21 protein-coding genes and 1 tRNA gene are annotated in these 23,470 nt (G+C 56.5%); 9 read left to right on the forward strand and 13 right to left on the reverse strand.

The window, feature by feature from the left end; all coding sequences use genetic code 11:
- Positions 1–410: 410 nt before the first annotated feature.
- The 4 genes from SLH47_RS22105 to SLH47_RS22120 all read right to left on the reverse strand — a co-directional run bounded on the left by SLH47_RS22105 (position 411) and on the right by SLH47_RS22120 (position 6,023).
- A complete protein-coding gene (locus SLH47_RS22105; RefSeq protein ID WP_320242738.1) occupies positions 411–2,546 on the reverse strand; it encodes a methyl-accepting chemotaxis protein in 2,136 nt (711 codons plus the stop codon).
- Positions 2,547–2,606: 60 nt separating this feature from the next.
- On the reverse strand, positions 2,607–3,866 hold the full coding sequence (locus tag SLH47_RS22110; protein ID WP_320242739.1) for a sensor histidine kinase: 1,260 nt from the start codon (positions 3,864–3,866) through the stop codon (positions 2,607–2,609).
- A 323-nt stretch (positions 3,867–4,189) separates the two neighbouring features.
- Complete coding sequence (locus tag SLH47_RS22115) at positions 4,190–5,299, reverse strand: site-specific DNA-methyltransferase (protein ID WP_320242740.1); 1,110 nt, start codon at positions 5,297–5,299, stop codon at positions 4,190–4,192.
- A 91-nt stretch (positions 5,300–5,390) separates the two neighbouring features.
- The gene (locus tag SLH47_RS22120) at positions 5,391–6,023 is read right to left on the reverse strand and encodes a ribonuclease HII (RefSeq protein ID WP_320242742.1); all 633 of its coding nucleotides are present in this window, start codon (positions 6,021–6,023) and stop codon (positions 5,391–5,393) included.
- 162 nt (positions 6,024–6,185) lie between these two features.
- On the opposite strand from SLH47_RS22120, the gene SLH47_RS22125 reads away from it, so the two are divergent.
- The 3 genes from SLH47_RS22125 (at position 6,186) to SLH47_RS22135 (ending at position 8,380) form a co-directional block, all read left to right on the forward strand.
- On the forward strand, positions 6,186–6,656 hold the full coding sequence (locus SLH47_RS22125) for a twin-arginine translocation pathway signal (protein ID WP_320242744.1): 471 nt from the start codon (positions 6,186–6,188) through the stop codon (positions 6,654–6,656).
- Positions 6,657–6,661: 5 nt separating this feature from the next.
- Complete coding sequence (locus SLH47_RS22130) at positions 6,662–7,252, forward strand: ferric reductase-like transmembrane domain-containing protein (protein ID WP_320242746.1); 591 nt, start codon at positions 6,662–6,664, stop codon at positions 7,250–7,252.
- 177 nt (positions 7,253–7,429) lie between these two features.
- Positions 7,430–8,380: a hypothetical protein gene (locus SLH47_RS22135; RefSeq protein WP_320242748.1), complete on the forward strand. Its 951-nt coding sequence runs from the start codon at positions 7,430–7,432 to the stop codon at positions 8,378–8,380.
- Positions 8,381–8,572: 192 nt separating this feature from the next.
- Here the strand turns inward: SLH47_RS22135 and SLH47_RS22140 are convergent, their stop codons facing one another.
- Entirely contained in the window at positions 8,573–9,046 is a 474-nt protein-coding gene (locus SLH47_RS22140) for a hypothetical protein (protein WP_320242750.1), read from the reverse strand.
- Positions 9,047–9,201: 155 nt separating this feature from the next.
- On the opposite strand from SLH47_RS22140, the gene SLH47_RS22145 reads away from it, so the two are divergent.
- From SLH47_RS22145 to SLH47_RS22160, 4 genes are all read left to right on the forward strand, one after another.
- Positions 9,202–9,483: a hypothetical protein gene (locus SLH47_RS22145; RefSeq protein WP_320242751.1), complete on the forward strand. Its 282-nt coding sequence runs from the start codon at positions 9,202–9,204 to the stop codon at positions 9,481–9,483.
- Positions 9,428–10,159 carry a hypothetical protein gene (locus SLH47_RS22150; protein ID WP_320242752.1) on the forward strand — a complete coding sequence of 244 codons (732 nt, stop codon included), beginning with the start codon at positions 9,428–9,430 and terminating at the stop codon, positions 10,157–10,159. The genes SLH47_RS22145 and SLH47_RS22150 overlap by 56 nt, the downstream gene beginning before the upstream one ends.
- Before the next feature lie 258 nt (positions 10,160–10,417).
- Positions 10,418–11,998: a phosphate ABC transporter substrate-binding/OmpA family protein gene (locus SLH47_RS22155; protein WP_320242753.1), complete on the forward strand. Its 1,581-nt coding sequence runs from the start codon at positions 10,418–10,420 to the stop codon at positions 11,996–11,998.
- Positions 11,999–12,135: 137 nt separating this feature from the next.
- Positions 12,136–13,056: a type IV pili methyl-accepting chemotaxis transducer N-terminal domain-containing protein gene (locus SLH47_RS22160; protein WP_320242754.1), complete on the forward strand. Its 921-nt coding sequence runs from the start codon at positions 12,136–12,138 to the stop codon at positions 13,054–13,056.
- A gap of 24 nt (positions 13,057–13,080) precedes the next feature.
- Here SLH47_RS22160 and SLH47_RS22165 read toward each other — a convergent pair whose 3' ends face one another.
- Complete coding sequence (locus tag SLH47_RS22165; protein ID WP_320242756.1) at positions 13,081–14,118, reverse strand: LacI family DNA-binding transcriptional regulator; 1,038 nt, start codon at positions 14,116–14,118, stop codon at positions 13,081–13,083.
- Positions 14,119–14,280: 162 nt separating this feature from the next.
- Between SLH47_RS22165 and SLH47_RS22170 the strand changes: the two genes are divergently transcribed.
- Positions 14,281–14,357 (forward strand) — tRNA-Arg (locus SLH47_RS22170).
- A gap of 330 nt (positions 14,358–14,687) precedes the next feature.
- Here SLH47_RS22170 and SLH47_RS22175 read toward each other — a convergent pair.
- The 7 genes from SLH47_RS22175 to SLH47_RS22205 form a co-directional block, all read right to left on the reverse strand.
- Entirely contained in the window at positions 14,688–15,794 is a 1,107-nt protein-coding gene (locus SLH47_RS22175) for a flagellar basal body P-ring protein FlgI (RefSeq protein WP_320242758.1), read from the reverse strand.
- Positions 15,794–16,798, reverse strand: a complete 1,005-nt coding sequence (locus SLH47_RS22180) for a flagellin (RefSeq protein WP_320242760.1) — start codon at positions 16,796–16,798, stop codon at positions 15,794–15,796. Before SLH47_RS22180 ends, SLH47_RS22175 begins: the two co-directional genes overlap by 1 nt.
- A 3-nt stretch (positions 16,799–16,801) precedes the next feature.
- The gene (flgK, locus tag SLH47_RS22185) at positions 16,802–18,250 is read right to left on the reverse strand and encodes a flagellar hook-associated protein FlgK (RefSeq protein WP_320242761.1); all 1,449 of its coding nucleotides are present in this window, start codon (positions 18,248–18,250) and stop codon (positions 16,802–16,804) included.
- 22 nt (positions 18,251–18,272) lie between these two features.
- Positions 18,273–19,601: a flagellar hook-basal body complex protein gene (locus tag SLH47_RS22190; protein ID WP_320242762.1), complete on the reverse strand. Its 1,329-nt coding sequence runs from the start codon at positions 19,599–19,601 to the stop codon at positions 18,273–18,275.
- Between the two features lie 100 nt (positions 19,602–19,701).
- Positions 19,702–20,535, reverse strand: a complete 834-nt coding sequence (locus SLH47_RS22195) for a flagellar motor protein MotB (protein WP_320242764.1) — start codon at positions 20,533–20,535, stop codon at positions 19,702–19,704.
- Positions 20,536–20,665: 130 nt separating this feature from the next.
- Positions 20,666–21,163 (reverse strand): ATP-binding protein, encoded by a 498-nt coding sequence (locus SLH47_RS22200; protein ID WP_320242766.1) that lies wholly within the window; start codon positions 21,161–21,163, stop codon positions 20,666–20,668.
- A 98-nt stretch (positions 21,164–21,261) separates the two neighbouring features.
- A complete protein-coding gene (locus tag SLH47_RS22205) occupies positions 21,262–22,431 on the reverse strand; it encodes an aminotransferase class V-fold PLP-dependent enzyme (protein ID WP_320242768.1) in 1,170 nt (389 codons plus the stop codon).
- 151 nt (positions 22,432–22,582) lie between these two features.
- On the opposite strand from SLH47_RS22205, the gene SLH47_RS22210 reads away from it, so the two are divergent.
- On the forward strand, positions 22,583–23,461 hold the full coding sequence (locus SLH47_RS22210; protein ID WP_320242770.1) for an AraC family transcriptional regulator: 879 nt from the start codon (positions 22,583–22,585) through the stop codon (positions 23,459–23,461).
- Positions 23,462–23,470 lie beyond the last annotated feature (9 nt).

The following is a 23,470-nucleotide window of genomic DNA, read 5'->3' on the forward strand; positions in this document are numbered from 1 at the left end:
CCTGTTTCTGAATAAAGGTATTCTCTCTCAGCTGCCTTACCTTCTGGGAGGACTACCAAGCCGGGAATTCGTCGCGCGCATGCATGAAACGGCTGAGGTCGCCCGATGTCCGCTGGTTCAGCGTCTGTCAGCTGTAGATGAAAGATCTGCGCACATCTTACTATGTCGCGAGCGATCATGGGTTTGCGTGGTGTCGAAATCTTAGAACCGCGATAGCTTTCACGCTAGTTTGCGCTCGGTGATGCGGGTCTTTCGCTTAAGCAAAACAAGTTGCCGGCCCACAAACGACAGGGCGCTCATCTCTGTCGGGCAGCGGCACTGCGCAAACTGCAGTAGAAAGAAATTACCTGCCTCTAGTCTCCATCAAGGCAAAACTGCGGGCAGTATTACCCGCAGTTCCGAGCGACTCATTACGCCGCAAAATGTGCTGTGGCCGGAGTTGCTGTTGAGGTCGAGAACACGCTCGCCTGATGTTGAAGCGTTTTGGTATAGGCATGTACGTCGGCCACGGCGGCAGTTGTTTCTTCAACCATTGCTGCATTCTGCTGCGTGACGCCGTCCAGATTCGCGATGGCGATGTTGATCTCCGAGATGCTCTCAGCCTGGTTGGCCGCATCGGTGCGGATGTTGTCCATCACGCCAGCAGCCTTGTCCACCGCGACAACGATATTTTGCAAGGCATCACTGGTTTCACCGGCAAGCGTTGCGCCCTGCTCAATTTCGGTACGGCTCGAATGGATAAGGTTCTTGATGGTTCCCGCCGCCTCGCTGGCATTTTGCGCGAGACTGCGTACTTCGGATGCGACGACAGCGAAACCCTTACCAGCTTCGCCCGCCCGCGCGGCCTCCACCCCGGCATTGAGCGCCAGCAAGTTGGTCTGAAAGGCGATGTCATCAATGGTCGCAATGATCTGTGTAATCTCTTCCGACCTCTTCTTGATCCGATTCATGGCATTGACGGTGCTTTCAATGACTTCGCGCCCGGTCTCGGTTTGCGCGCGCGCCTCTTTCACCTCGCGATCGGCTTCTACCGTATTTCGTGTTGTCGCATCGACGTTGTCCTTGAGTTGCGACATGGCCGACGCCGTCTGGTTGAGCGACGCCGCCTGATGTTCGGTCCTTTGCGCCAGCTGTTCAATCGAGGCGTTCAGGTCGGTGACGGCATTGCCCATGCTGTCGGTTCCGGTTGTCACGTCCAGCAGCAGTGTCTCAAGCTTCGCTGTTGCCTCGTTGAAGTTCTCGATAAGTGCCTCGAACCCGTGGTCGCCGCCATTCCTCAGCCGCACCGTCAGATCGCCTTCCGACAATCCTTGCAACGCACCGTTCAGCTGCGACAGCACATTTTGGATATCAGCCTCGCGCTGCGCTTCTCTTTGTGCAACGTCACGCCGTTCTTTTTCGCCTGCCCTGAATGTAATCAATGCCTGCGACATACGTCCCAATTCATGCTGATGTTCGGCACCCGTGATTTCGACATCAAGATCGCCCCCAGCCAGGCGCTCGGTCGTTTTGACGAGAGAGCCGAACTGTCGTTTCATCGTCAGCATTACCGCGAGCGACAAAAGAATGACCAGAGTTGTGAGGACCGCACAGATCAGGAGGACCTGCCACGTCGCTGCTCCCTTTATTTCGGAAAAGCGGTTCTTTAGCATGGTCTGCTCTTCTGTGAGCCGGTCCAACTGAGCTTCCGTCGCCGTCTGGACCGCCGCGCCAATCTGATCGAGTTGGCCAACCGCAATCGCCTCTGCCTGAGACAGTGCTGATGAAAGCTGGGCCAAATTTTCGACAAGCTGATCAATCTTCTCGATGACATCACTTGCCAATGTTCTTCTGCGCGGGTTTTGCAATTCGCGCAGAAGGCTCTGCGTGTCCGATTGCGCGCGCTGCAATTCGGCATTCGCGCGGTCAAAATCTGCCGGCGCACCACCGATCGCGTAACGTATCAAATAGTATCGACCGAGCATCAGGCTTTCCTGTGCAATACCGGACCGATACGCGGCCTCGATATCCGCATCAGCATAGGCTGTTTCGCGGATCTCGCTAAGGCTCTGACGTGCGGAAAGCCCGATAGCCGCCGCATTCTCCAACACTGATGCAGCCATTCGATCGGTCTGGATAAGTTGTTGAAAAGCAGCCTGATACGCGCGCATCTGATCGCTGTTTTCGGAGGCCATGCGCTGAAGCGCCGGATCTGGTGATCCCAAAGCCATAACAGCGCCAGCCTCTGTGATTTCGGCGACGTTTGCATCCACCTCTTGTTGCAAGGCGGTGTCATCGGTTGCGCGGTATTTGAGCGCCGCCAGACGCGCCTCAAACAAATCCTCGAAATCCGCATTGATTGCGATGACTTTCTCGGATGCGCTGGCCAGACGTTTGAACTCCGCGTCGAGCTTCTGAACGAGATTGTAACTCAGCAACCCTACCGCGATGAGTGCAATGCAGGCCAGCACATTGCCCGCCGCGACCACGCGGCTGATAGAAAACGATTCAAAGAAGCTTCCAATTTTCCCGTTCATGTTTACCCCGATCACTAAGATTTCACTCAACACCGTCACGTTGGGCTAAGGCAAAAGTGTTAAGCTTTGGTTGCGAAGCAACCGCGCAGCTTATGAGGACAGGACCGGCAAGCCCAGTAATACAAGCGTTCCGGACGGGTCACTGACGATGGCAAAGCCACCGCCTGACTGCTCGCAAAAGCCCTTGACCATTGGCAAACCCAGTCCCGTTCCTTGGCCGACATCCTTGGTCGTAAAGAACGGCTCGACCACTTTTGGCAAAAGATGTTTCGGGATACCTGGGCCGTTGTCACGCACTGTGATGATCCCGAATGCGCCATCCTTGTCCAAACCAAGATGTGACAAGTCAGCGGGCGTTGCCTGACGACAGCCCACCCAAACCTCGCCGCGTTCATCCATGGCATCACGCGCATTGATGATCAGATTGATCAGCGCGACCTCTAGCTGATTGACATCGCAGTAAAGCGTTTCGGGCTCTGACTGAGGCTCCAGATGGACACGTATTTGCGCTGACGTGATGCGCGGGACAATCGTTGCAAAGTCGCGCCAGAATTGATCAAGATTGATGCTCGCGGCCTCTAGCCGCGCCTTGCGCGACAACGACAAAAGCTGACTGGTCAGCGCATCTGCCCTGTCGGCGGCCTTGATAGCGTCGTTCAGCCGCGCCTGGGATTCCGAAGTACCTTCGCTAAGCTGCGCAAGTTCGATGTTGCCACGAATGACCGTTAGCAGATTGTTGAACTCATGGGCGACACCGGCGGTCAGTTGCCCTACGGCCCGCATCTTTTGCGTTTGCACAGCCTCTTGCCGGGATGTCTGCAGTGCATTGTGGATCTGGATCTTTCGGATCTGGGCTATGACGTAGTAGCTGCACACCCCTAATGTGGCGATGACGATGATCATTTGCTCGGACAGATTGCCGTCCACTTTCCAAAGGCTCGACAATCCGAAAAACAGCCCGGCCAGCGCCACGACAGCCGTATCGAAAATCGCCAATACATCACTTTGCCGATGACGTGAGATGTTGAACAGCGCCTGAGCCGTCAACGCGGCCAAGGCAGTGGTAACAAATGACGGCGTGCCGACCAGAAAGATGTAAACCGCGCAGGACGTATAAAGCGCGACTGAGAGCATGAAAAGCGCCTGCAGCCCCAAATAGGTCTGGGCTGAAACAGGGGTGGCGACCTTCGAAAGCCGCCAACTGTAATAGCCGTTGGTCAGCAAAAAGATGATCAGCCAAAGGGCAATCGCGCGCTGTTCGGTGGCGATGATCAGGAACAGCGCCGTAAACCCGACCACAAAGAACCGCAAAAGCAGTTCAGTTCTTGAGCCGATATCAGCTTCGATCATCGATTCCACAACGGGCCAATTATCCCGCGTCGTTTCGCCTGACCTGACGCTGGCGCGGTGAAATAGCAACCGCTGCATTATCGAAAATGAACTCTGCCTACTGAACACGAGGATCATATTGGCACGTCATCCCCGTTTGACCCACACCTTTATGAAGAATTTAAGGAAATAGTCTGTCGCTAAGGATGTATGGCGTCGCCTTGTGCATGATCAGAAAAAACCCCGCCATCATTGCGATGGCGGGGATAAAGTTAGTGCATGCGGACCCTTCCACCATGGTTGGGCTTGCCACAGGCACCGGCGGTATCAACTTTGGTGAAGTATCAGTGCTTCGCCATCTCTGCGCGGATCTGCTGACGCAGCAGATCAATGGGCACCTTCTGCCCGTCGCGTTTAAACTGCCAATAGGTCCAGCCGTTACAGCTGGGCGCGCCTTCCAGATGCGCCCCGACCTGATGAATTGATCCTTTAATATCGTCGCCAATGAGCGTGCCATCGGCGCGCACCTTGGCCTTGTGCCGCCCGTTGATCGACCATAGCTCTTCGCCCGGGCGCAGCATGCCGCGTTCGACCAATACGCCGAAGGCGACGCGCGGCTCGGCCCGTTTGGAGGCAGAGACCTCAAGCGCCTCCTTATCGAACTTGCGCGTATTGGCGATCCGCTTTTCAGCGACCTTGCGGTATTCTTCTTCCCGCTCAATCCCGATGAAATCGCGGCCCAGCATCTTGGCGACCGCGCCCGTTGTGCCGGTGCCAAAGAAAGGATCCAGAACCACATCGCCCGGATTTGTGGTGGCCACCAGAACACGGTGGAGCAGCGATTGTGGTTTCTGGGTTGGGTGTGCCTTGTCGCCTGCATCGTTTTTCAGGCGCTCATGTCCGGTGCAAATGGGCAGAACCCAGTCAGAGCGCATTTGCACACCTTCGTTCAGCGCCTTCAGCGCCTCGTAATTGAACGTGTACTTGCTCGCCTCCTCTTTGGAGGCCCAGATCATAGTTTCATGCGCATTGGTCAGGCGCTTGCCCCGGAAATTCGGCATCGGGTTCGATTTGCGCCAGACGACGTCATTGAGGATCCAGAACCCCTGGTTCTGGAGCTCAGCGCCCATGCGAAAGATGTTGTGATAGCTGCCAATGACCCAGATCGCGCCATTGGGTTTCAGCAAGCGCCGCGCGGCTTTCAGCCACGCCTTTGTGAACTGATCATAGGCCTTGAAGCTGTCAAACTGGTCCCAGGCATCATCCACCGCATCGACGCGTGAATTGTCGGGCCGGTGCAATTCACCCTTAAGCTGAAGGTTGTAAGGCGGGTCCGCAAAGATCAGGTCAACCGAACCGACGGGCAGGTTGTTCATGACCTCGATACAGTCACCATCAATAATCGTATTCAAAGGAAGCACACTCGCCCCCCTACGCGTCGTCTTGGTCGTCATCACTTGCCTCAAAGCCCCGGCGGGTTGGCCCGCTCATTTGCTTGGCTCTAATGTGAGTCAGAGACGATTCGCTGTCAAAAACTTTATTGAATCAATTACTTACGTTTTTATCTTGATACAAGATATTGTGTATCGGCTTGAATGAACATCTATGATGTGGGGTGACGCCAAAACGCGCGAGGCCCAGTTTATGTTGGGCCGTGGGGTATCCCGCGTTCTTTTCCCAGCCATAGTGGGGGAACTGTTGCGCCAAATCCACCATGTGTCGGTCGCGCCACACTTTTGCGACGATGGAGGCGGCCGCGATTGAGAGGCTGCGCCCGTCCCCTTTGACGATGGTTTCGGCTGAGAGGGTCAGGTCGCGCGGGACCATGTTCCCGTCGATCAGAGCGTGATCCGCCGGTTGCCTGAGGCCACCGATCGCCCGGACCATCGCGATATGGCTGGCACGCAGGATGTTGTGGGTGTCGATCTCTGCGACGCTGGCTTGCGCGATTGAGACATCCGCATCGGCCATCAACGCGTCATACAGCGCGTCGCGGCTTTTGGCGGTCAGCTTCTTGCTGTCATTCAGCCCGGTGGGGATGCGCTTTGGGTCCAGAATGACCGCAGCCGCGACAACTGGCCCCGCAAGCGGCCCGCGCCCCACCTCATCGACTCCAGCCACATGGGCAAAGCCGTTCTGGTGGGCCAGCGTTTCGAAACTGAAATCAGGTTGGGACATGGGGCCACTCAGCAGAGCACGACTGGGACTGCAAGCGAAATCATTCGGCCGAACGGGATCAACTTTTCGCGCGTTGCTGCATTTCGTCCGAAGACCTGTTCGCCGTTTCGGCAAGCTGAGCTAGTATCTCTGGCAACAGACCACCTGACAGGAGATTGCCCAATGACCCTGAATAGACTGACCCGCCGCACCCTGATTGCTGGCGCCGCGGCGACAACCCTGATCCGTCCCGCAATGGCACAAGGCGTTGCACCAACCCCGTCCATGCGTGGCGGGTCCAACAACTATCGCCCTGGCGCGCCGATTGTGGAACGGATCGGCGGCGGCGGGTTCTGGATGACCGGGACCGTGCGCCGCGCGGGCGACGGCGCCCCCTTGCCGGGGCAACGTATCCAAATCTGGGCCCATACGACCGAAGGCCATGAGCGTGATGCGCGCAGTCACGGCGCGACGCTGACTGATGCCAATGGCGAGTTTCGCTTGGAGATGCCGCAGATCGTGCCTGCATTCGGGCAGGCCCATGGGCATCTGGCCTATGACAGTGATGAGTTTGAAACAGTGTTTCTGCGCCCCCTAATGAGCAGCCCGAATGACACTACGCTCGCCGCGCATTTCGTTCTGCAACCTGCCTGAGCGCGATGCGCCCTGTCTTGATCTGGGGCGCATTGATCGCCGTGATCCTGTGGCCCGTCGCGATGGCGCTGGGCTCTCCACTGCTGCAATGGCGTGAGCCTGTCTATATTGTCGCGGGCTTTGCGGGTGTTTTGGCGATGGCATTGCTGGTGATGCAGCCTTTACTGGCGGCGGGGCTTTTGCCGGGGCTGCCCGCCATGCGAGGCCGGCTTGTGCATCGCTGGGTCGGTGGCGCGCTTGTTCTGACCGTTCTGATCCATGTGGGTGGTTTATGGATCACCAGCCCACCGGATGTGGTCGATGCGCTTCTGTTTCGCTCGCCCACACCGTTTTCGGTCTGGGGTGTGATGGCGATGTGGGCGGTCTTTGCCACGGCAACCCTCGCGATCTGGCGTAAGCGCCTGCGTTTTCGCACATGGCGCGCGGCGCATATGGCTCTGGCTGCAATCATCGTGCTGGGTTGCGTGATCCATGCGCTGCTGATCGAAGGCACGATGGAAATAGTCTCGAAGGTCGCGGTTAGCATCATTCTGATTACGATTGCGGGAATTGTTTTGCTGCGCCCCTATCTGCTCATCACCAAACGCAGGGTCTAAGCGCATAGATGGGAGCCATCCCGCAGGGAACACGCTAGCAGTGCTGACTCGTATTCGGCTTACGATACCCCTTACGCAGCCCGCCATGAGATTGTCCGCAGCGCAGTAGCTTTTAGCACAACGCCAGCGATCTGATCGCGCTACCCCAATCACAGATCGATTAATCAGGAGCGTCGCATGGCAGTAAATGGAGTAGGAACAACCACCGGTGCGGAACTTGCCGGAACGATTGATCGCATTGCATCGGGTTCTGCATCGAAAACGCGTGCAATGATTGGTGTTAACGAATTTGAGGCTTTCGACAGCGCAACGCCGCCAACTCCACCCAAGTCAATGCGTGCTCGGGTTGAAAGCTTCTTCAGTAGTATTGCCGCGAAGTTATCAAACTTTATGCAGTCGTTTTCGCCGTTCAGCCGATCAACATCATCAGACAAAGAAGAGGCATTGTCGCAAAAAGTGGCGGACGTGAAGAGCACAAGTGACAAAGTAAAGAAGCTTGGCGACGACATGTATAAGAACTTAAACAAGTTGCAAGAACTCAAGCCGCCATCAAGACGCGACTACATGAGGTCTGGGTCGGATCGATTGGCAGGGTCGATTTCCTCACCCAACCGTCAAATTTCACAGAGCATGATTACGCGTCCTCCATCGGCGCCCGGCACCGCAGGCACGGAACGCTCGGATGCCAAATTTCCTGCAAATGGCATCACATTGGAAAAGCTGACAGCAAACATCGATACTTTAAGTGACATGATGCAAGTGAACTCGCGTGATCTCTCGAAGGACGCGAAGAACACCATTATTCAATCGCCGACACTGGTGAAGTATTTGGACGCATTGAAGCAAGCGGGGTGGCATATTGATGTTCAGCGCGAGGCTGACACACCAATATCATCCGACGGGAGTGTTCAAATGGTGGACGTCTCCACCAAGACTTTACGTCTGTCCAACGACATCATGGTGCGGAACACAGAGGAATTTTTGGAAAAATTTGCTACCATACTAATGCTCGACGCAGGCAAGGCGCTGGGGACACCGGAGGTCTCGCTTGCCAAGCAAAACAAGTACATCGCTGATCTTCATGTTATAAAAGATGAGATGTCGCAGGCGCGCAGGGCCATGCGTTGATCCATGCGCCTTTGTGGACAACCTGGTCACGCAAATCATCAAAAAAGGGGCAGAGAGCCATGTCCAACCTCTCTGCCCCTGTCGGGCTTTGCGTCTCTCTTGGTTAGGGCTTTCTTATCTGAGACAGCATCGCCCGATTCTTGCGCGGTAACCGGGGCAAAGTGCCCGCGCATCTGTCTGACGGGTTAAGCGTCAGTCAGCTCGGTAGCCGCGTTCGCGCAGGCAAAGCGGATCGAAGCCGCGGCGAGGACCGTCATCGGTGTAGACGCGCACGGCGCAGCGGCCCGGCAGGCTGTTTACATAGCGGTAGTTCCGCTCAAGACAGCGTTGGCCGAACATGCGCGTGGTGCCAAAGCGGGTTTCGACATTGCGAAAGCACTGGCGCGGCAACACATGGCGGTTTCTGCTGTTGTGGTTTGACCAATCATTGCGGTTTCCGAGGTCAGACCAGCTGTTGTTGCGGTTGATGCCGCCACTGTGGTTGTCGTGAACGCGCGTGCCGCTGTCACGGTCGCGGTTCTCCTCGATCGCGGCGCCAATCACGGCCACTGCGGCGAGCCCGATCAGGAGTTTGCCAAGATCCTCGCGGTCGAAGTTCTGGGCGGTTGCGGGTGACGCGCCCACCAGCGACAGGCTGGCAACTGCTGCGATCAGGTGCTTTTTCATCATGTTTCCTTTCAACACGTGCTGGGGACGGTGATTGGGGACAGATTGGCGGGAACCTGATCAGCCAAACAATAACGAGGGATGGTTATGCGATGTCAGGCGCGATAACATGAGACGTTATTGAATATCATGGTGCGCGTGGGCCAACTGAGATCATGAAAAAGCTTTGTTCCACATTTCTGATCTTTTGGCTGAGCGCCGGTATGGCCCACGCCGCCTGTTACGCCGATTACAAGGCCAAGCGGGACAACCCGTTGCGCCTACATTACGGCGTTGTTGAGGTGCGTGGCGATTGCAGTGCCCGCAATGCCGCAGATCAGTTGCGTTCAGCGCTCGCCCGTGATGGATGGCAGCTGTTGAATGTTGTCAGCGTCTTTGATGATGCTGGTCTGGATCAAAGAAGGGACAGCGCAGGTGAATACTTCCTCCGCTACTGAAGCACGTGAAATTGGCAGCCGAATCGTCATTGCCGGGATTGCGGCGATTGTCGCGATCCTGGCCATTACCGCGGTACTTCTGTTTATCAACCTGCCGGACGCCAATGCCTTTAATGCCAGGGTTGAGCGGTTGTTCATCGAAAACGACACGCTGACCGGCAATGCGGAAATCAAGCTGCTCGAAATTCTCGCGCAATCAGGCACGGCGTTCTCAGACACGCTCGTGTCGTACCGCTTTATCATTTTTGTTCTGCTGGTTTTTGCGACAGCCCTGCTGATTGCTGCTGTTGCGTTTCTTGTGATGCTGATCGCGTTGAACCGCCGTATGGGTCGGATCGAACGGCAGGGGATCGAGGTGAACTCACTAACGATCAGTCGCGACCAGAAGGCCGTCTATCTGAACGATTTTGAGTTCAAACTGACTGATGCCGCGATTGAGACGTTGGCCGTGCTAGCCGAGGCGCGGATGGATGATGAAGTGCTGACGGGGGCCGAGATCGAAGGTGTGATCTCGGGCCGCAATGCCGCCGATTGTGACGAAGCCGCCGGAGCCACGCGAATCAAGCGGCTGCGTGATACACTGGGAAATCAGATGATGAGCGAACTTTTGGTCAAGAACATCGCCCGAAAGGGTTATGTTCTGGCGATCGATAAAGATGTCATTCGTATGATCTGAGGGTTGACGCTACAAATCGGCAGCGTGATCAGCGGGTTGATACTACGCCCCTATCTCTCGTCTCCTCGTAATCGAATTGTTAACTTTATCGCAACTTTTTCGCTTGTTGCCCCTGTATTGGAAAAAATTTGCCCAAATTTGTGCACAATTACTGAGCCATAAAGATACAATGTAAACAGTTGAACCCTGGGTTGCGGGATGTTCCTTGGCTGTCGCAGTCACGAACCAAAGCTCCAACACCCCGGATAGGAGTAGATGATGACGAATAAGTGGAACAGTACTGCGCTGGGCATGCTGACGCTGGTTGGTGCCCTGACGTTTTCAAGCGTAGCGGTCGCCCAGGAAGTCACACTGAGATCCAGCGATGGCACGGTCAACATGACAGGTGAGTTCGTCGATTTTCGCGACAACTCCTACGTCATCGCGACAGCACTGGGCGAGCTGCGGGTGTCCGCCAGCCGCGTACAGTGTGAAGGGGCGGCCTGTCCTGATTTGGGCGGCGGTGACGCTGACGTAAAAATTGGTGGTTCGGATACCGTTGGCCTTGGTCTGATGCCTTTGTTGCTGGAAGGCTATGCAGGTTCGATCGATGCCGCCGCGACGCTGGTGAACACCGGTAACGGTGACGATGTGATCGCAGAGCTTGTTGGCGATCAGGGGTTCGGGGATGAGCTTGCTTCGATCCTCGTGAACTCGACCGGATCAAGCGACGCATTCTCGCAGCTTCTTGATGGTGAAATCGAAGTTGGCATGTCGTCACGCCGCATTGTTCCTGACGAGGCGCGGGCGCTTCGCAGCGCAGGCGCGGGCAACATGGTTAGCCCATCGCAAGAACATATCGTTGCAATCGACAGTCTGGTGATGATTACCAACCCCAGCAATCCGGTTGAGACGCTGACCACAGAACAGGTGCGTCAGGTCTATTCGGGGCAGGTGACGAACTGGTCTGAACTTGGCGGGCCAGACATGCCGATCACGGTCGTCGCACGGGCTGAAGACACAGGTACGCGTGCCGTTTTTGAAGAGCGTATCTTTGGTGAAACTGGCCTGGCGAACCCAGCCGGTCTGGTGATTGCCGGAACGAACAGTGAAGTTTCGCAAATCGTCAATCAGACCGATGGCGCGATTGGCTATGTCGGTTACGCGTTCCAGCGTGGCGCAAATGCGCTGAGCCTTGTGAACGAATGTGGGATCGCGATGGCGCCCGACGCCTTCTCGGCACGGACCGAAGAATATGCGCTGCAGCGTCGTCTTTATCTTTACACCCGTGAAGACACCGCGTCGGATCGCACAACCGATTTCATCAACTATGCGACCTCTGAAGAGGCCGACAGTCTGATCGGTAAAGCAGGCTTTATCGGCTTTGCCGTTGACCGCCGTCCGCAATCCTCTGATGGGGATCGGGCGCGTGCACTACTGGATGCGGCTGCTGACCCTTACGAAGCAGGCATCATGCGCGACATGCTGGACCTGATGGTAGGCTATGACCGTCTGTCGACCACCTTCCGCTTCCGTACCGGCTCTTCTCAACTGGATGAGCGTGGACGTATCGATAAGGACCGTCTGATCGATTATCTGGCAGCACAGCCCGCAGGAACTCAGGTCATGATGGTTGGCTTTACCGACGATGTTGGCCAGTTTGACGGCAACCTTGACCTGTCGCGGTCGCGTGCTGCGCAAGTCGCTGACGAGGTGCGCGAGGCTGGCGGTAGCCGCCTGTCCAACGTGACATTCGCGTCTGCAGGCTACGGCGAAATTGCACCCTCTGGATGCAATACCAGTGACGAAGGTCGCCGGATCAACCGCCGTGTAGAAGTCTGGATCCAGTCTCCAGCATAAGACTAATAGCCTAGCCCAAATAACCCCGTATCTGCCTTATGATATGGGGAAACGACCTGGCAGATAGAGGCGTACTCACGCTTCTGTCTTGCTGTTTTTAACTCTGATCGAGTGACCAAATTCCAAAAGGAATGGATATGTTAAATCTGACACGACGTTCGCACCGCATCCATGATGGTTTGCGGTATTTCTTCGCTTTGACACTGTTTCTTTGTGCCTCGACGCAGGTTGCGGCACAAAACATTGCCGCAGATGTCGGCGCGAGCGAGCGCATCAACGTTGCCGGACAGCTTGGAACGCTGAGCCAGCGCATCATCAGTTCCGCCTGCAATGTGCATTCTGGCGTGACGGTCCGCGAAAGCCAGGCCGTGCTCCAGATTTCGGCCGACCAGTTCGACCGCATCGGTGATGCATTGCTTTACGGTAACCGCAGGCTTGGTATCCTTGGCGAGGAGACGCGGCCGCGGACATTGCAGACGATCAACAAGCTCAACGAAGCTTGGGTGCCGCTGCTTGATCAAGCGCGGCAGATCCAGGTCTCTGGCAATGACGCGTCTGTGGTTGCAACGCTTGCATCGCAAAGTGATCCACTCCTTGAAACGGCGAACATCCTTGTCTCCGAGATTACGGGTCAGTACGCTGATCCAGTATCGCTTTTGCATGCCGATGCATTGCTGATCGATCTTTCCGGTCGGCAGCGGATGCTTGCCGCCCAGATGTCGAAGGACATGTGCCTCATTGCGGCGGGCATCAACGTTGATACCGCCAAGGCCGATCTTGCGGAGGCGAGCGCCCTGTTTGGTGACACACTGACTGCGCTCCGCAATGGATTACCAAGCGTGGGCGTGCGTCCGCCGCCAACCGAGAGAATTGCCGAGGGACTTCAATTTGTTGTCGAAGAATGGGCGGCAATTCAGCCTTTCATCGCGCAGGCACAGGCCGGTGAGGTTATCAGCGCGGCTGACCGACAGCGTGTCTATTTTGCATTCTTGGGCATTGAGGCACGGATGAACAACGTCGCTGTCGCCTATGACCGGAACTCGAAACTCGGGCTATGACAGTGGGCCGTCGCGCCCTTGGCTTCAGGTTTGGTGTTTGGTGCGACGCAACGTGTCGCCCGGTGAAAGGGTAGGGTCCAATGCGATAATTGGCCCCTCTCCGGTGTCTTCACCTTTGTTGCGGGCCGCGATCACTTGTGCGGCCTTCACCCCGATATCTCGGCGGCAGGCGTCCATCGTTGCCAATTGCCGCGGCAGGCCATCAAGCAATTCGACACCGTTAAAGGCGGCCAAACCAACCTTGCCAGGCACGTCGATACCTTGTTCAAGCAGGTACAAAAGACCGCCCGCACCAATCATGTCGTTGGAGTAATAGAGAAAATCCAGATCCGGGGTCCGGGCAATCATCTTGGCTGTCATCTCGCGCCCTTTGGCCAATGCGGATCCGCCGGAGTAAAACTCCTGATCGGCGATCTCGATCCCGGCCTTGGCCAGTGTGCGGGTAAACCCTTCGAACCGTTTGCGCGCGCGATGGTCAAGCGGCATCTTGGTCCCCATGAAGCCGATGCGTTGATAACCGGCTGCAATGATTTCTTCTGCCATTTTGCGTCCGGCCCGGCGGTGCGAAATGCCCACGCAGGTGTCAATCGGTTCGCCATCAATGTCCATGATTTCGACGACAGGAATGCCGGCTTGCTGCAGCATGGCCTGCGAGGCGTCTGAGTGTTCAAGCCCCGCGATAATCACGCCAGACGGCCGCCAGGACAGCATCTCGAACAGGACCTTCTCTTCCTTTTCGGGAAGATAATCCGTCACGCCAACAACGGGTTGCAGGCCGGTGTTTTCCAATGTTTCCGAGATGCCTGATAAGACTTCGGGGAAGACCATGTTACCCAAAGACGGGATGATGACCGCGACAAGATTGACGCGTTGCGACGCAAGTGCTCCGGCGATCTTGTTTGGGACGTAGCCAAGACGCTTGGCGGCATCCTGCACCTTTTGACGTGTAGCGCTGCTGACATCACCCTTATTTCGCAGCACTCGGCTGACCGTCATCTCACTCACGCCAGAAGCTTCTGAAACATCCCGAAGCGTCAGCGGGCGCCTGATCTTGCTGCTCACGTTATTGTCCTGTTCATTGCCAGGTTATTCATATCCGCGTTCGCCCAGCTTGGCCACAACGTTTGCAGCTGCCCAAAGCTCGTGCGAGGTCGACTTGTGCTTTCGTCTGAAACACCAGGGTCGTTGACCAGCACACAAAACCCGGGCATTCAACGCGGGCACGGCCCCGTGGCTCAACTGGATAGAGCAGCCCCCTCCTAAGGGGCAGGTTGCAGGTTCGAATCCTGCCGGGGTCGCCAGCAAGCCGTACTCCTGTCCGAAATGCACTCGCTGGTTATGGGTGTGCTGCGGGTCGCTGGATCGGCTCAATAGTTTTCAGGATCCTACAGCGCGCAAATGAGTGACAGGAAATAGGAACCGTTTTGACCAAAACCGAAGTGACTTATGCAGTTTGTTCTCTGACGGTCTTAAGGGCAAGGATTGATATTGCCGCAACTTCTCGGCGGTAATTGAATTTCTTTCGCGTTGCTCCAACCTTTCATTTCAAGCGGGCAACTGCAATATGAGGCGTAATCTCGCCAATTGGGACTTGTGAGATCCGTGCATGTCGGTCGATCGTGCTCTGTCCTCTAGCGGACAATGAACTCCGCGTGCAGCGCGCCGCTTGCCTTGATGCTCTTGAGAATGTCAATCATATCACGAGGCGCGACACCTAGCGCGTTCAGCCCTGCCACAACGTCGCTGAGAGATGTGCCTTCGCGGATTTCAGCGAGCCCGATGCCTGGCTCTTCAATAATGTTTGCATCTGTACGGGGTACAACGACGGTCTCTCCGGGAGAGAAGGGGTTGGGTTGCGAAACCAGCGGTGTTTCCTGAATGCGGAGCGTCAGATTGCCCTGGCTGACGGCAACGCGATCAATGCGGACATCTTCTCCCATGACAATTGTGCCGGAGCGCTGATCCACAACGACCCGGGCGCGTCGTTCGGGTTCAACCAGGATGTTTTCGATACGTCCCAAAGCATGTGCGGGTGATCGCATTTGCGTCGCGACGATGTCGAGCTCCACGGTACCCGCATCCAGCATAATGGCAACGGGCCGTGTGAAGTTCTGGTTTATGGCCTGTTCAATTCGCGCGGCGGTGGTGAAATCAGGCGTGCGGAGTGCAAGGCGTAAGTCGGTCATATTTGAGAAGTCGAACGCAACCTCTCGCTCAACGGTGGCACCGGACGGTATGACCCCCGATGTTGGTACACCTTGTACGACCGCTGCACCATCTCCCGCGGCGGCCGCTCCGCCTGCAATAATCGTTCCTTGAGCAACCGCATAGATGTCGCCATCAGCCGCGTTTAGCGGTGTCATGATCAAGGTTCCACCAAGCAGGCTACTGGCATCGCCTATGGCGGAAACGGTGACATCGACGGGACTGCCCGCCCTTGCGAAGGGCGGTAAGCTCGCAGTGACAAGGACCGCAGCGACGTTTCTGGGGCGAAACTGTTCCCCGGTAACATTGACGCCTAACCGTTCAAGAATGTTGCTCAGGATTTCCTCAGTAAAAGGCGAGTTCCGTAAGCCGTCACCGGTGCCGTTCAACCCGACAACCAAGCCATAACCGACCAAATCATTGGAACGCACGCCATCGAATTCGACGAGGTCCTTGATGCGGATGGGCGTGGCTGCGCTCAGCGTTGGAATTGCCATCAACGCGCTGAAAACAAGGGCCAAGAGCAAACGCATCAGATGAACCTCAGTAGGCTCAGCTGTGATAGCCGGGTCGTGACGCTGTAATGTGTTTCGAGTTGGATCTGGACACTTTGTAGCTGAGATGCAGTCTCAAACGGATCCGCGAGCACAATGTCGTTACGCGCAATCTGAAGTGCGGATAGCTGTGCGTTTGTCTCTGTCTGAGATTGCTCAACTTCTGCTTCTGCAGTCCCGATGCGTGATTGCAACGATACCAGGTCGCTGGCCGCTGAGTATAAGCCTCTGCCTGCCTGTTCTAACATTGCGGCTTTCGTGTCGCGATCCAGGCCGGGCAGGCTGTCGGCCAAAGCTGCATAGGCGGCTGACTTCAGCGTTTCTCGGATGGCCGGATCATCTGCCCGCGCCTCAATCGGAATGGCTCTGGTGTCGGAGATGCGTTTTTCAACGGGTGCGCCTGTGTCGGCCAGATAAGCGTTTGTTGCAAACCCTCCCGCCGGGTCATCGAACCAGGTCGTAATGGCTGCGTCGATTGTCGCAAAGTCCGTGGCACCTCCGATAGTTGCCTGGAGGTCCGTCAGCATGACATCTGCTGTTGCCAAGGGCGCGCCGGTAACGTCGGCGCCGCCAAGAAGCGCACGATCAGCGACCTGTGTGTTCAAGGTTGTGACCATGACAGAGAATGCGCGCGCGCCATCTCTCGCTGCGTTGTCGATTTGGTTAATGGTACTCTCGCCATTGATGAGGAGAAGCTGCGCGCTGCTGTCACTGCGCAGAGTATCAAGCCGCCCTAGAACATTCTGAATGTTCGCGAGTGTTTGACTGGTTTCTTCTGCCGCTTGGGCGTAGCCGCCAAGCTGCTCCAAAGAGTAGTTAATGCCCGAAAGACGTGTTGTGTCACCATCCAGTGTTTCGGTGACGTCACTGACCAAACCGTTTGACAGGCTTTCCGACAGGCGGGCGAGCTCTGTCTTGATAGTGCCTCCATTTCGCATCGAAATGAATTGCTGGGACATGTCGCCCACTGAGACAACTGGCATGGCTTAGATCTCCGTCAGGCGCTGTAGCATGAATTCGGCTGTCTGAATTACCCGTGCATTTGCGGCGTAAGCTTGTTCAATCCGCAAAAGCATTTGCAATTCCAGATCTGTGTCGACCCCGTTGGCGAGTTCTGCCTCGCGCAGGGTGTCCCAACGTGCTGCGGTGAAACTGAGCTGTTCATCGGCGGTCAGACGTGTTGCACCAAGTTGTGCAGTAAACACTGCTGCCCGCCCAGCTGCTGTTTGTGTGGTTGCGCCTGGTAAATCGGCGCGAGGAACATCGAGTGCAGCTATCCAGTTATTGAGCTGCGCGCTGTTTCCGACTGGTCCCGGTGCCACTGCATTGAGGCCGTCGCGCAGAAGTGTTGGGTCGCCGCCGGCGGCTGGGTCAATTGCCGCATTGACGGTGATCCGGCCAGCAAGTCCTACGGTGTCGGTGAGATCAAGCACCCCACCTGAATCTGTTAACACGCCCAAATCACCCGGGTTGAGTGTTGGGTCATTTGCGGGGTCCTGAAACCGCGCGATGAGGTCGACTGCAATGCTGTCAAGCCCGTCTTGCACATCAACAAGTGTTTGATCGCGCATGGCAAACGACGCGCCAAGCGAGCCGCCGTCCAGACCTCTGACCCCTGTGGTCGCATCAAGTGGGATTCCATCGCGTGAGATACCCGACAGCGCCCCGGATGCGAGGCTCATGTCGGCGGTGATCGTGGGTGTTGGCGTGAATTCGAAAACGACCGGTTGCCCATCGAGAAGTGTCGTTCCAGAGGTGGTGATAAGGCCGATTGCGCCGCTGTCGCGCGGTACTTCGCGGATCGGAACGATGCCGGCGATCTGATCTACCACGTTTTGGCGGGCGTCAATAAGGGCAGACGGATCATTGCCGCTGCCGATGAGTCGCGTGATATCCGCATTCATCGCGGCGACTTGCTCCAACGCGCTGTTGAGCGTGTTGATATCACGGGCAATGGCAGCGTCCGCTTCTTGGCGCATGGCCTGGATGGTGCGTGTATTGTCCTGCAGAGTTTGGGTGACATCTTTCAGCCGATTTACTGCTGTGGTCATACGCATTTCTGAGGCAGGGTCACTGCTGGCACTGATGAGCGCATTTTCAAATGCGGCGATACGCGCGCCGATGCTTGTCGGATCTTCCGGCCCGCCAAGTATCTGCTCGAGGCGGTTCAGGGCGCTTGTGCTGCGTTCCTGACCTTGCAAAGAAGCATCCGCCAGCCGCCGATCCGCCAGCAGACCGGCATCCGAAAACCGTGTGATCCCATCAACTCGCACGCCGCCGCCGCGATTGCCGGCCTGAATGGACGACAGATCCACGGAACGCCTTCCATACCCATCCGTGAGCGCATTCGCGAGGTTTGAGGACGTCACCTCGGCAATGCGCGCATTTGCGGTCAGGCCGGAAACGGCGTTGTTCAGGGCGCTTGAGATGCTCATGGCCTGGTTATCCGATCAATTGTTAGCGTTTGATGTTTGTGGTTTCCTGCAGCATCTCATCGACGGTCTGGATTACCTTCGCATTGGATGAATAGGCCCGCTGGGTCTGGATCAGTTCTGTCAATTCACCGGCAACATCAGTTGCGGATTCTTCCCGTGCGAAGCTCACAATGTCACCGGTCGGACCATCGCCCGCATCCCAGAGGAAGAATGTGCCGCTATCCGGTGTGACGCGGTAGCTTTGCTGGTCAAGCGTCTCTAGCCCGTTCACATTGGGCACATCGACCAGCGGGATTTGATAGAGGACGCGGTTGATGCCGATATCAAATGAGGCGCGAACAAATCCGTTCTGATCGACCTCAACCGAGGTCAGGCTGCCCACCGGTGTGCCGTTCTTCGAAATTGAAACAGGTGCAAAGGCATCAGACAATTGTGTCAAACCGATGGAACTGCCGATCTCGCCGATGTTGATTTCCATAGGGCCGCCATCAACAGCAATTGTCAGAATACCGGTAGCCGGATCATAGGGACCGCCAATGCCTGCAGCAGTGTTGGCCACCGCGGCCAGCGTACCGCCACCACCGCGTGTAGCATCAAAGGTCAGAGTATACTCGCCAACCACATCAGGAATTCCGTTGGCGTCGACATCGGATTCACTATCGCGGATTTCCATGGTCCATTCATTAGAGGCGCCGTTGGCCGGTACAGTTGGCGTGAAAGTGAAGCTAAGGTTCGATGACGCGCCGAGATTGTCGAAGTATTCCACAGAGAGCGATTCACTGTCCCCCGGAGCCCCCTCACGCGTGGAGGTCGCTGGCAGGTTGACAGAAAGATCAACGCGGGTTGTTGCCTCGCCAGCAAACTGGTTTGCATTGATCTGAACCGGAACAAGGCCATCAATGGAATCGCGTGGATAGTTAGGGATGGATCCATCCGCCAGTGCCGGAACACCCAGCAGTACAAGCCCGCCCGGACTGCGTAGGTAACCTTGCGCATCAGGACGGAATGAACCGGTAGTCGTCAGAAACAGCGGGTTTTCACCGTTGGCAACGGCAACTGATGTCTCAGATGTCACTGGCAACATACCGCGGCCGCGCACGGCTAGATCCGTTGGATTGGAGGTTGAAACCAGCGCGCCCCTTTCATCAATCAGGCGCGACGTCGTGGTGCGGACACCGCCGGCAGAGTAGGTGCCGCGCCCGCTTTCAATCACCATCGACTCAAAGTCGGTCACTGCACGTTTGTACCCAAAGGTCGATGAATTCGAGATGTTGTCCGAGATCGTCGCGAGACGAGACGCATTCGCTGCCAGCCCTGCAACACTCGCATTCAAAGAGGAGGATATCGTCATGTAGTTGAGCCTTTCTGCGCCAGATGATGATGTATGTTTCTCTCCTTCTACGCGCGCAGGCTTAACGTCCGGCTAATAGCTAAAATAATAGCTACTTCGCTTAACGATCAGCGCGGAGTAGAACGACCTCCAGCCGATTGTTGCGTGGGGCGGTTGCATCGCGCACGGCTGGATTGCGGTCGCCGCCACCCGAGATGCGCGCGATACGCAATGGGTTCAGTCCGCCATCTTCAAGCAAAAGGCGCATTTGCGTGGCGCGCCCCATGGACAGTTCCCAAAGCGGGTTTTCAACGTGGACGACAGATTTGGCGCTAAGGTGGCCGGTCACCGTGACCTCGTTGCTGACGCTTTGGAAAAGGCGCGCAAGGATGTTGGCAACCTCGACTGTGACGGGGTTGGGGACAACGCTGTCGGGCGGAAACAGCGTTGCATTTGGCAGATCAAAGATTTCGATGACCAATCCTTCATCCGTCAGGCGGGTCACGATGTGACGCAGTGCCTGCTCTGACAAAAGGCTTTCGCCACCGACGCCAAGCAACACCGCCTCGATATCGCGTAGCGCAGCCACCTGCGCGGCTTCGGCTGCATCGGCGGCCGCTTGCTCTGCCGTCACTGGGTTCATGCCGATTGTAGGTTGGTTGATGCCCGTGCCGCTTTGCGCAAGTTGCTGTTCGGTAAAGATGTTGTCGCCGCCAAAAGCATCCGATCCCCCGCCCGAGACGCGGCTGATCGAGATGGTCGGCGCAAAGTAATCGGCAATGCCCTTGCGCTGCTGTTCGGTCGTGGCGTTCAAAAGCCACATGAGCATGAAAAAGGCCATCATCGCGGTCACAAAATCCGCGTATGCCACCTTCCAGGCACCGCCGTGATGACCATCACCACCGGAGACCTTCTTCTTTTTGATAATGGTTGGCGCGTTTGATCCAGCACTCATCCTTGACCCCTCATTCTCACCCAGGATCGAGATCTAAAGGATGAGGCGTGAAAGGAGGCTTAAAGAAACAATTCAACCCAAATGCAGGGGAATTCTTGGGGCAGGCGCGGGTATGCAGTGTTTAGATTGGCTAACCCGGAACGTCATGCACGACGATGTTAAAGCCTTCATCCGGCGTTGGTGGCTGGAAATGCTTCGTGACCTTCTCAAAATCTGACGTGGTTACGTGAAAGGGATGATCACCTTTCGCGTTGCGCGCTTTCAGCCGCGCAAGGCAGACGTGATCCGGGGGATCAAGCAAGTGCAACTGATGGTCGGCGCCTGATTGCGCGATGATCTGTCGTATCCAGGTGCGCGCTTCGACCGTATTCGCGGCAAAATCCAGGACCACGGACAGTCCCGCCTTAAGCAGATCGATCACATGAGGCGTCATCGCCTGCCGCAACTTTGCAGAGCAGCGCACAAAGTCCGCAATCGTCTTCATCTCATCGCTGTAGAGGGTGTGTAGCCACTGATCCTCGGACACCAGAATAGTTCCGCCCGCTTGGGCGAGATGGGTGCATAGCGTCGATTTCCCCGCAGCAATTTTGCCGCAAACAAGATGGAGCGTCGGTGTGTCAGGGGGCATCGGATATCTCGCTTTCAGATGCTTTCATCGTCAAGGTATCGGTTGATCAGCAGCAAGGCGGCAATTGCGGTTTAGCTCCGACTGTTGCGGGGTTCTCCTCAAGCTACCTTCACGGCATCCACAAATCTTTCAATTTCATCTGCCGTGTTGAAGTAGTGCACCGATGCCCGCGTCAGCGCCTGTAGATCTCGCGCCTCAAGATCAAGACGGGCGCAGGTAATGGGCGAGACGGAGACGTTGATCCCACCAGTACGCAACGCGTCGGCGAGGGCTTTGGGGGTGATCCCATCCTTGGTGAAGGTCACAATGCCGCATTTGCGTTGACCCAGATCGTGCAGTTGAACCCCTGCAACGTCACTGAGTGCGGCCCGCAGGTCTTGCGCCAGTTGCGTCACACGCCGCTCGATATTGCCGAGACCGACATGTCTGGCATATCGCACGGCCTCCATCAGTCCCACGCGGCCCGCGACATAGCTTTCCCAGTTCTCAAACCGTTTCGCACCGGCGGCAAATTCAAAACTGTCCGTCCCGGTCCACTGCGCAGAGTGAAGATCAATGAATGGCGGGTCAATCTGATCGAGGATCCCGCGCCGGACGTAAAGAAACCCGGTGCCGCGTGGACCGCGCAAGAACTTGCGCCCTGTGCCTGACAGAATGTCACAGCCGATCTCGGCCACATCCACATCAATTTGCCCGACCGATTGGCAGGCGTCGAGCAAGTAGAGCACATTGTGATTGCGTGCGACCCGCCCCACTTCTGAGGCCGGGTTCACAAGACCACCTTGTGTTGGCACATGGGTGATCGCGATCAATCGGGTCTGCGGGGTGATCATATCCTCAAGCGCGACCACATCGATCTGACCGGTTGGATCAGAGGGCACCAGATCAATCTCAAAACCCAGCCGTCGCGATTGTTGCAAAAGGGCCAGATAGTTGGAGGCATATTCGGAGCCGTGGGTGATCACCCTGTCGCCCGGTTTCAGATACAGTCCGTAAAACGCCATGTCCCAGGCGCGGGTGGCGTTTTCGACAAAGGCAATCTCATCAGGTTCAGCGTTCAGAAGTGCTGCAAACTCGGTATAGAAGGCTTGGATGTCGTCCTGCGCGCGCCGTTCGGCCTCGTACCCGCCGACCTCATTTTCGTCACGCAGCACCCTCTGGAGCGCGTCAAAAACCGGCTTCGGCATGAGCGAGGCGCCCGCATTGTTGAAATGCAGGACGTTTCTGCAACCCGGCGTGTCGGCGCGGAGTTCGTCGATATCAAGCACGTGCTAGATCCCTTGTTTTGGTCGCAACAAAGCATGGCTATGCGAGCATGGGAACCGGTAACGCACCTTTTGCCAGTATGGCGGGTGGCCCCCGATTGCGATCTGCCCTCTGGTCCCGATACAATCCCGCAAGACTGATCAAGCAGCCTCTGTGCCATTAGTGCAGAACCGGGTTGTGAATGTCGCAGGGCACAAAGAGATGTCGATCCTGAACAAACTCATCTGGCAGGTTGAGATGCGGTTGCACCAACCGGTCGGCCTGCGTGATCTGGCACAGGTTTGTGCGGTCAGCCCGTATCATATGGCGCGCAGCTTTCAGATTGCTGCGGGGCTTTCGCCCATGGCCTATTTGCGGGCACGACGGCTGAGTGTTGCGGCTGGGTACCTGGCACGGGGTGATCAGGATGTGCTCTCAATCGCGCTTGATGCGCAATACAATTCCCATGCGGCTTTCACACGTGCCTTTGTCGCCTATTTCGGGGTGACGCCCCAAAGTGTGCGACATGCGCGATCTGTTCACAACCTGACCTTGATGGAGCCTTTGAAGATGCAAAAAGAGATGATCGTTGACGTCCCGCCGCCGGTGACCAAAACGCGGCCAGCTTTTCGTGTGATCGGCCTCGGCAAACAGGCGAGCTTTGATGACAATGCCGCGCTGGCAACGTTGTGGCAGCAGTTTAACGCGCGTGAAGATGAGATCGGCGATATCATTGGGGATTGCGCCTATGGCGTGTGCTGTGCCGCGGGTGAGCAGGGACATTTCAGATATGTTGCGGGTGTCGCGGCACCTTCTGATGCGGGTATTCCGGCCGGGATGGAAGAGATCGCGTTGCCGGACGGCAAATACGCGGTCTTCACCCATAAGGGCCATATCGCGGACTTTCCCAAGACAGTCTACACGATCTGGAACAAGGCGCTGCCAGATGCGGGGTTAGAGCCGCGACCGGCGCCGGAGTTTGAGCTTTATGACAAAAGGTTCGATGTCGAAACGGGCCGGGGTGAGGTTGAGGTCTGGATTCCGATCCAGTGATCCTGCCGG

The organism is Cognatiyoonia sp. IB215182 (assembly GCF_033963905.1).
In the GTDB taxonomy this organism is placed as follows: domain Bacteria; phylum Pseudomonadota; class Alphaproteobacteria; order Rhodobacterales; family Rhodobacteraceae; genus Yoonia.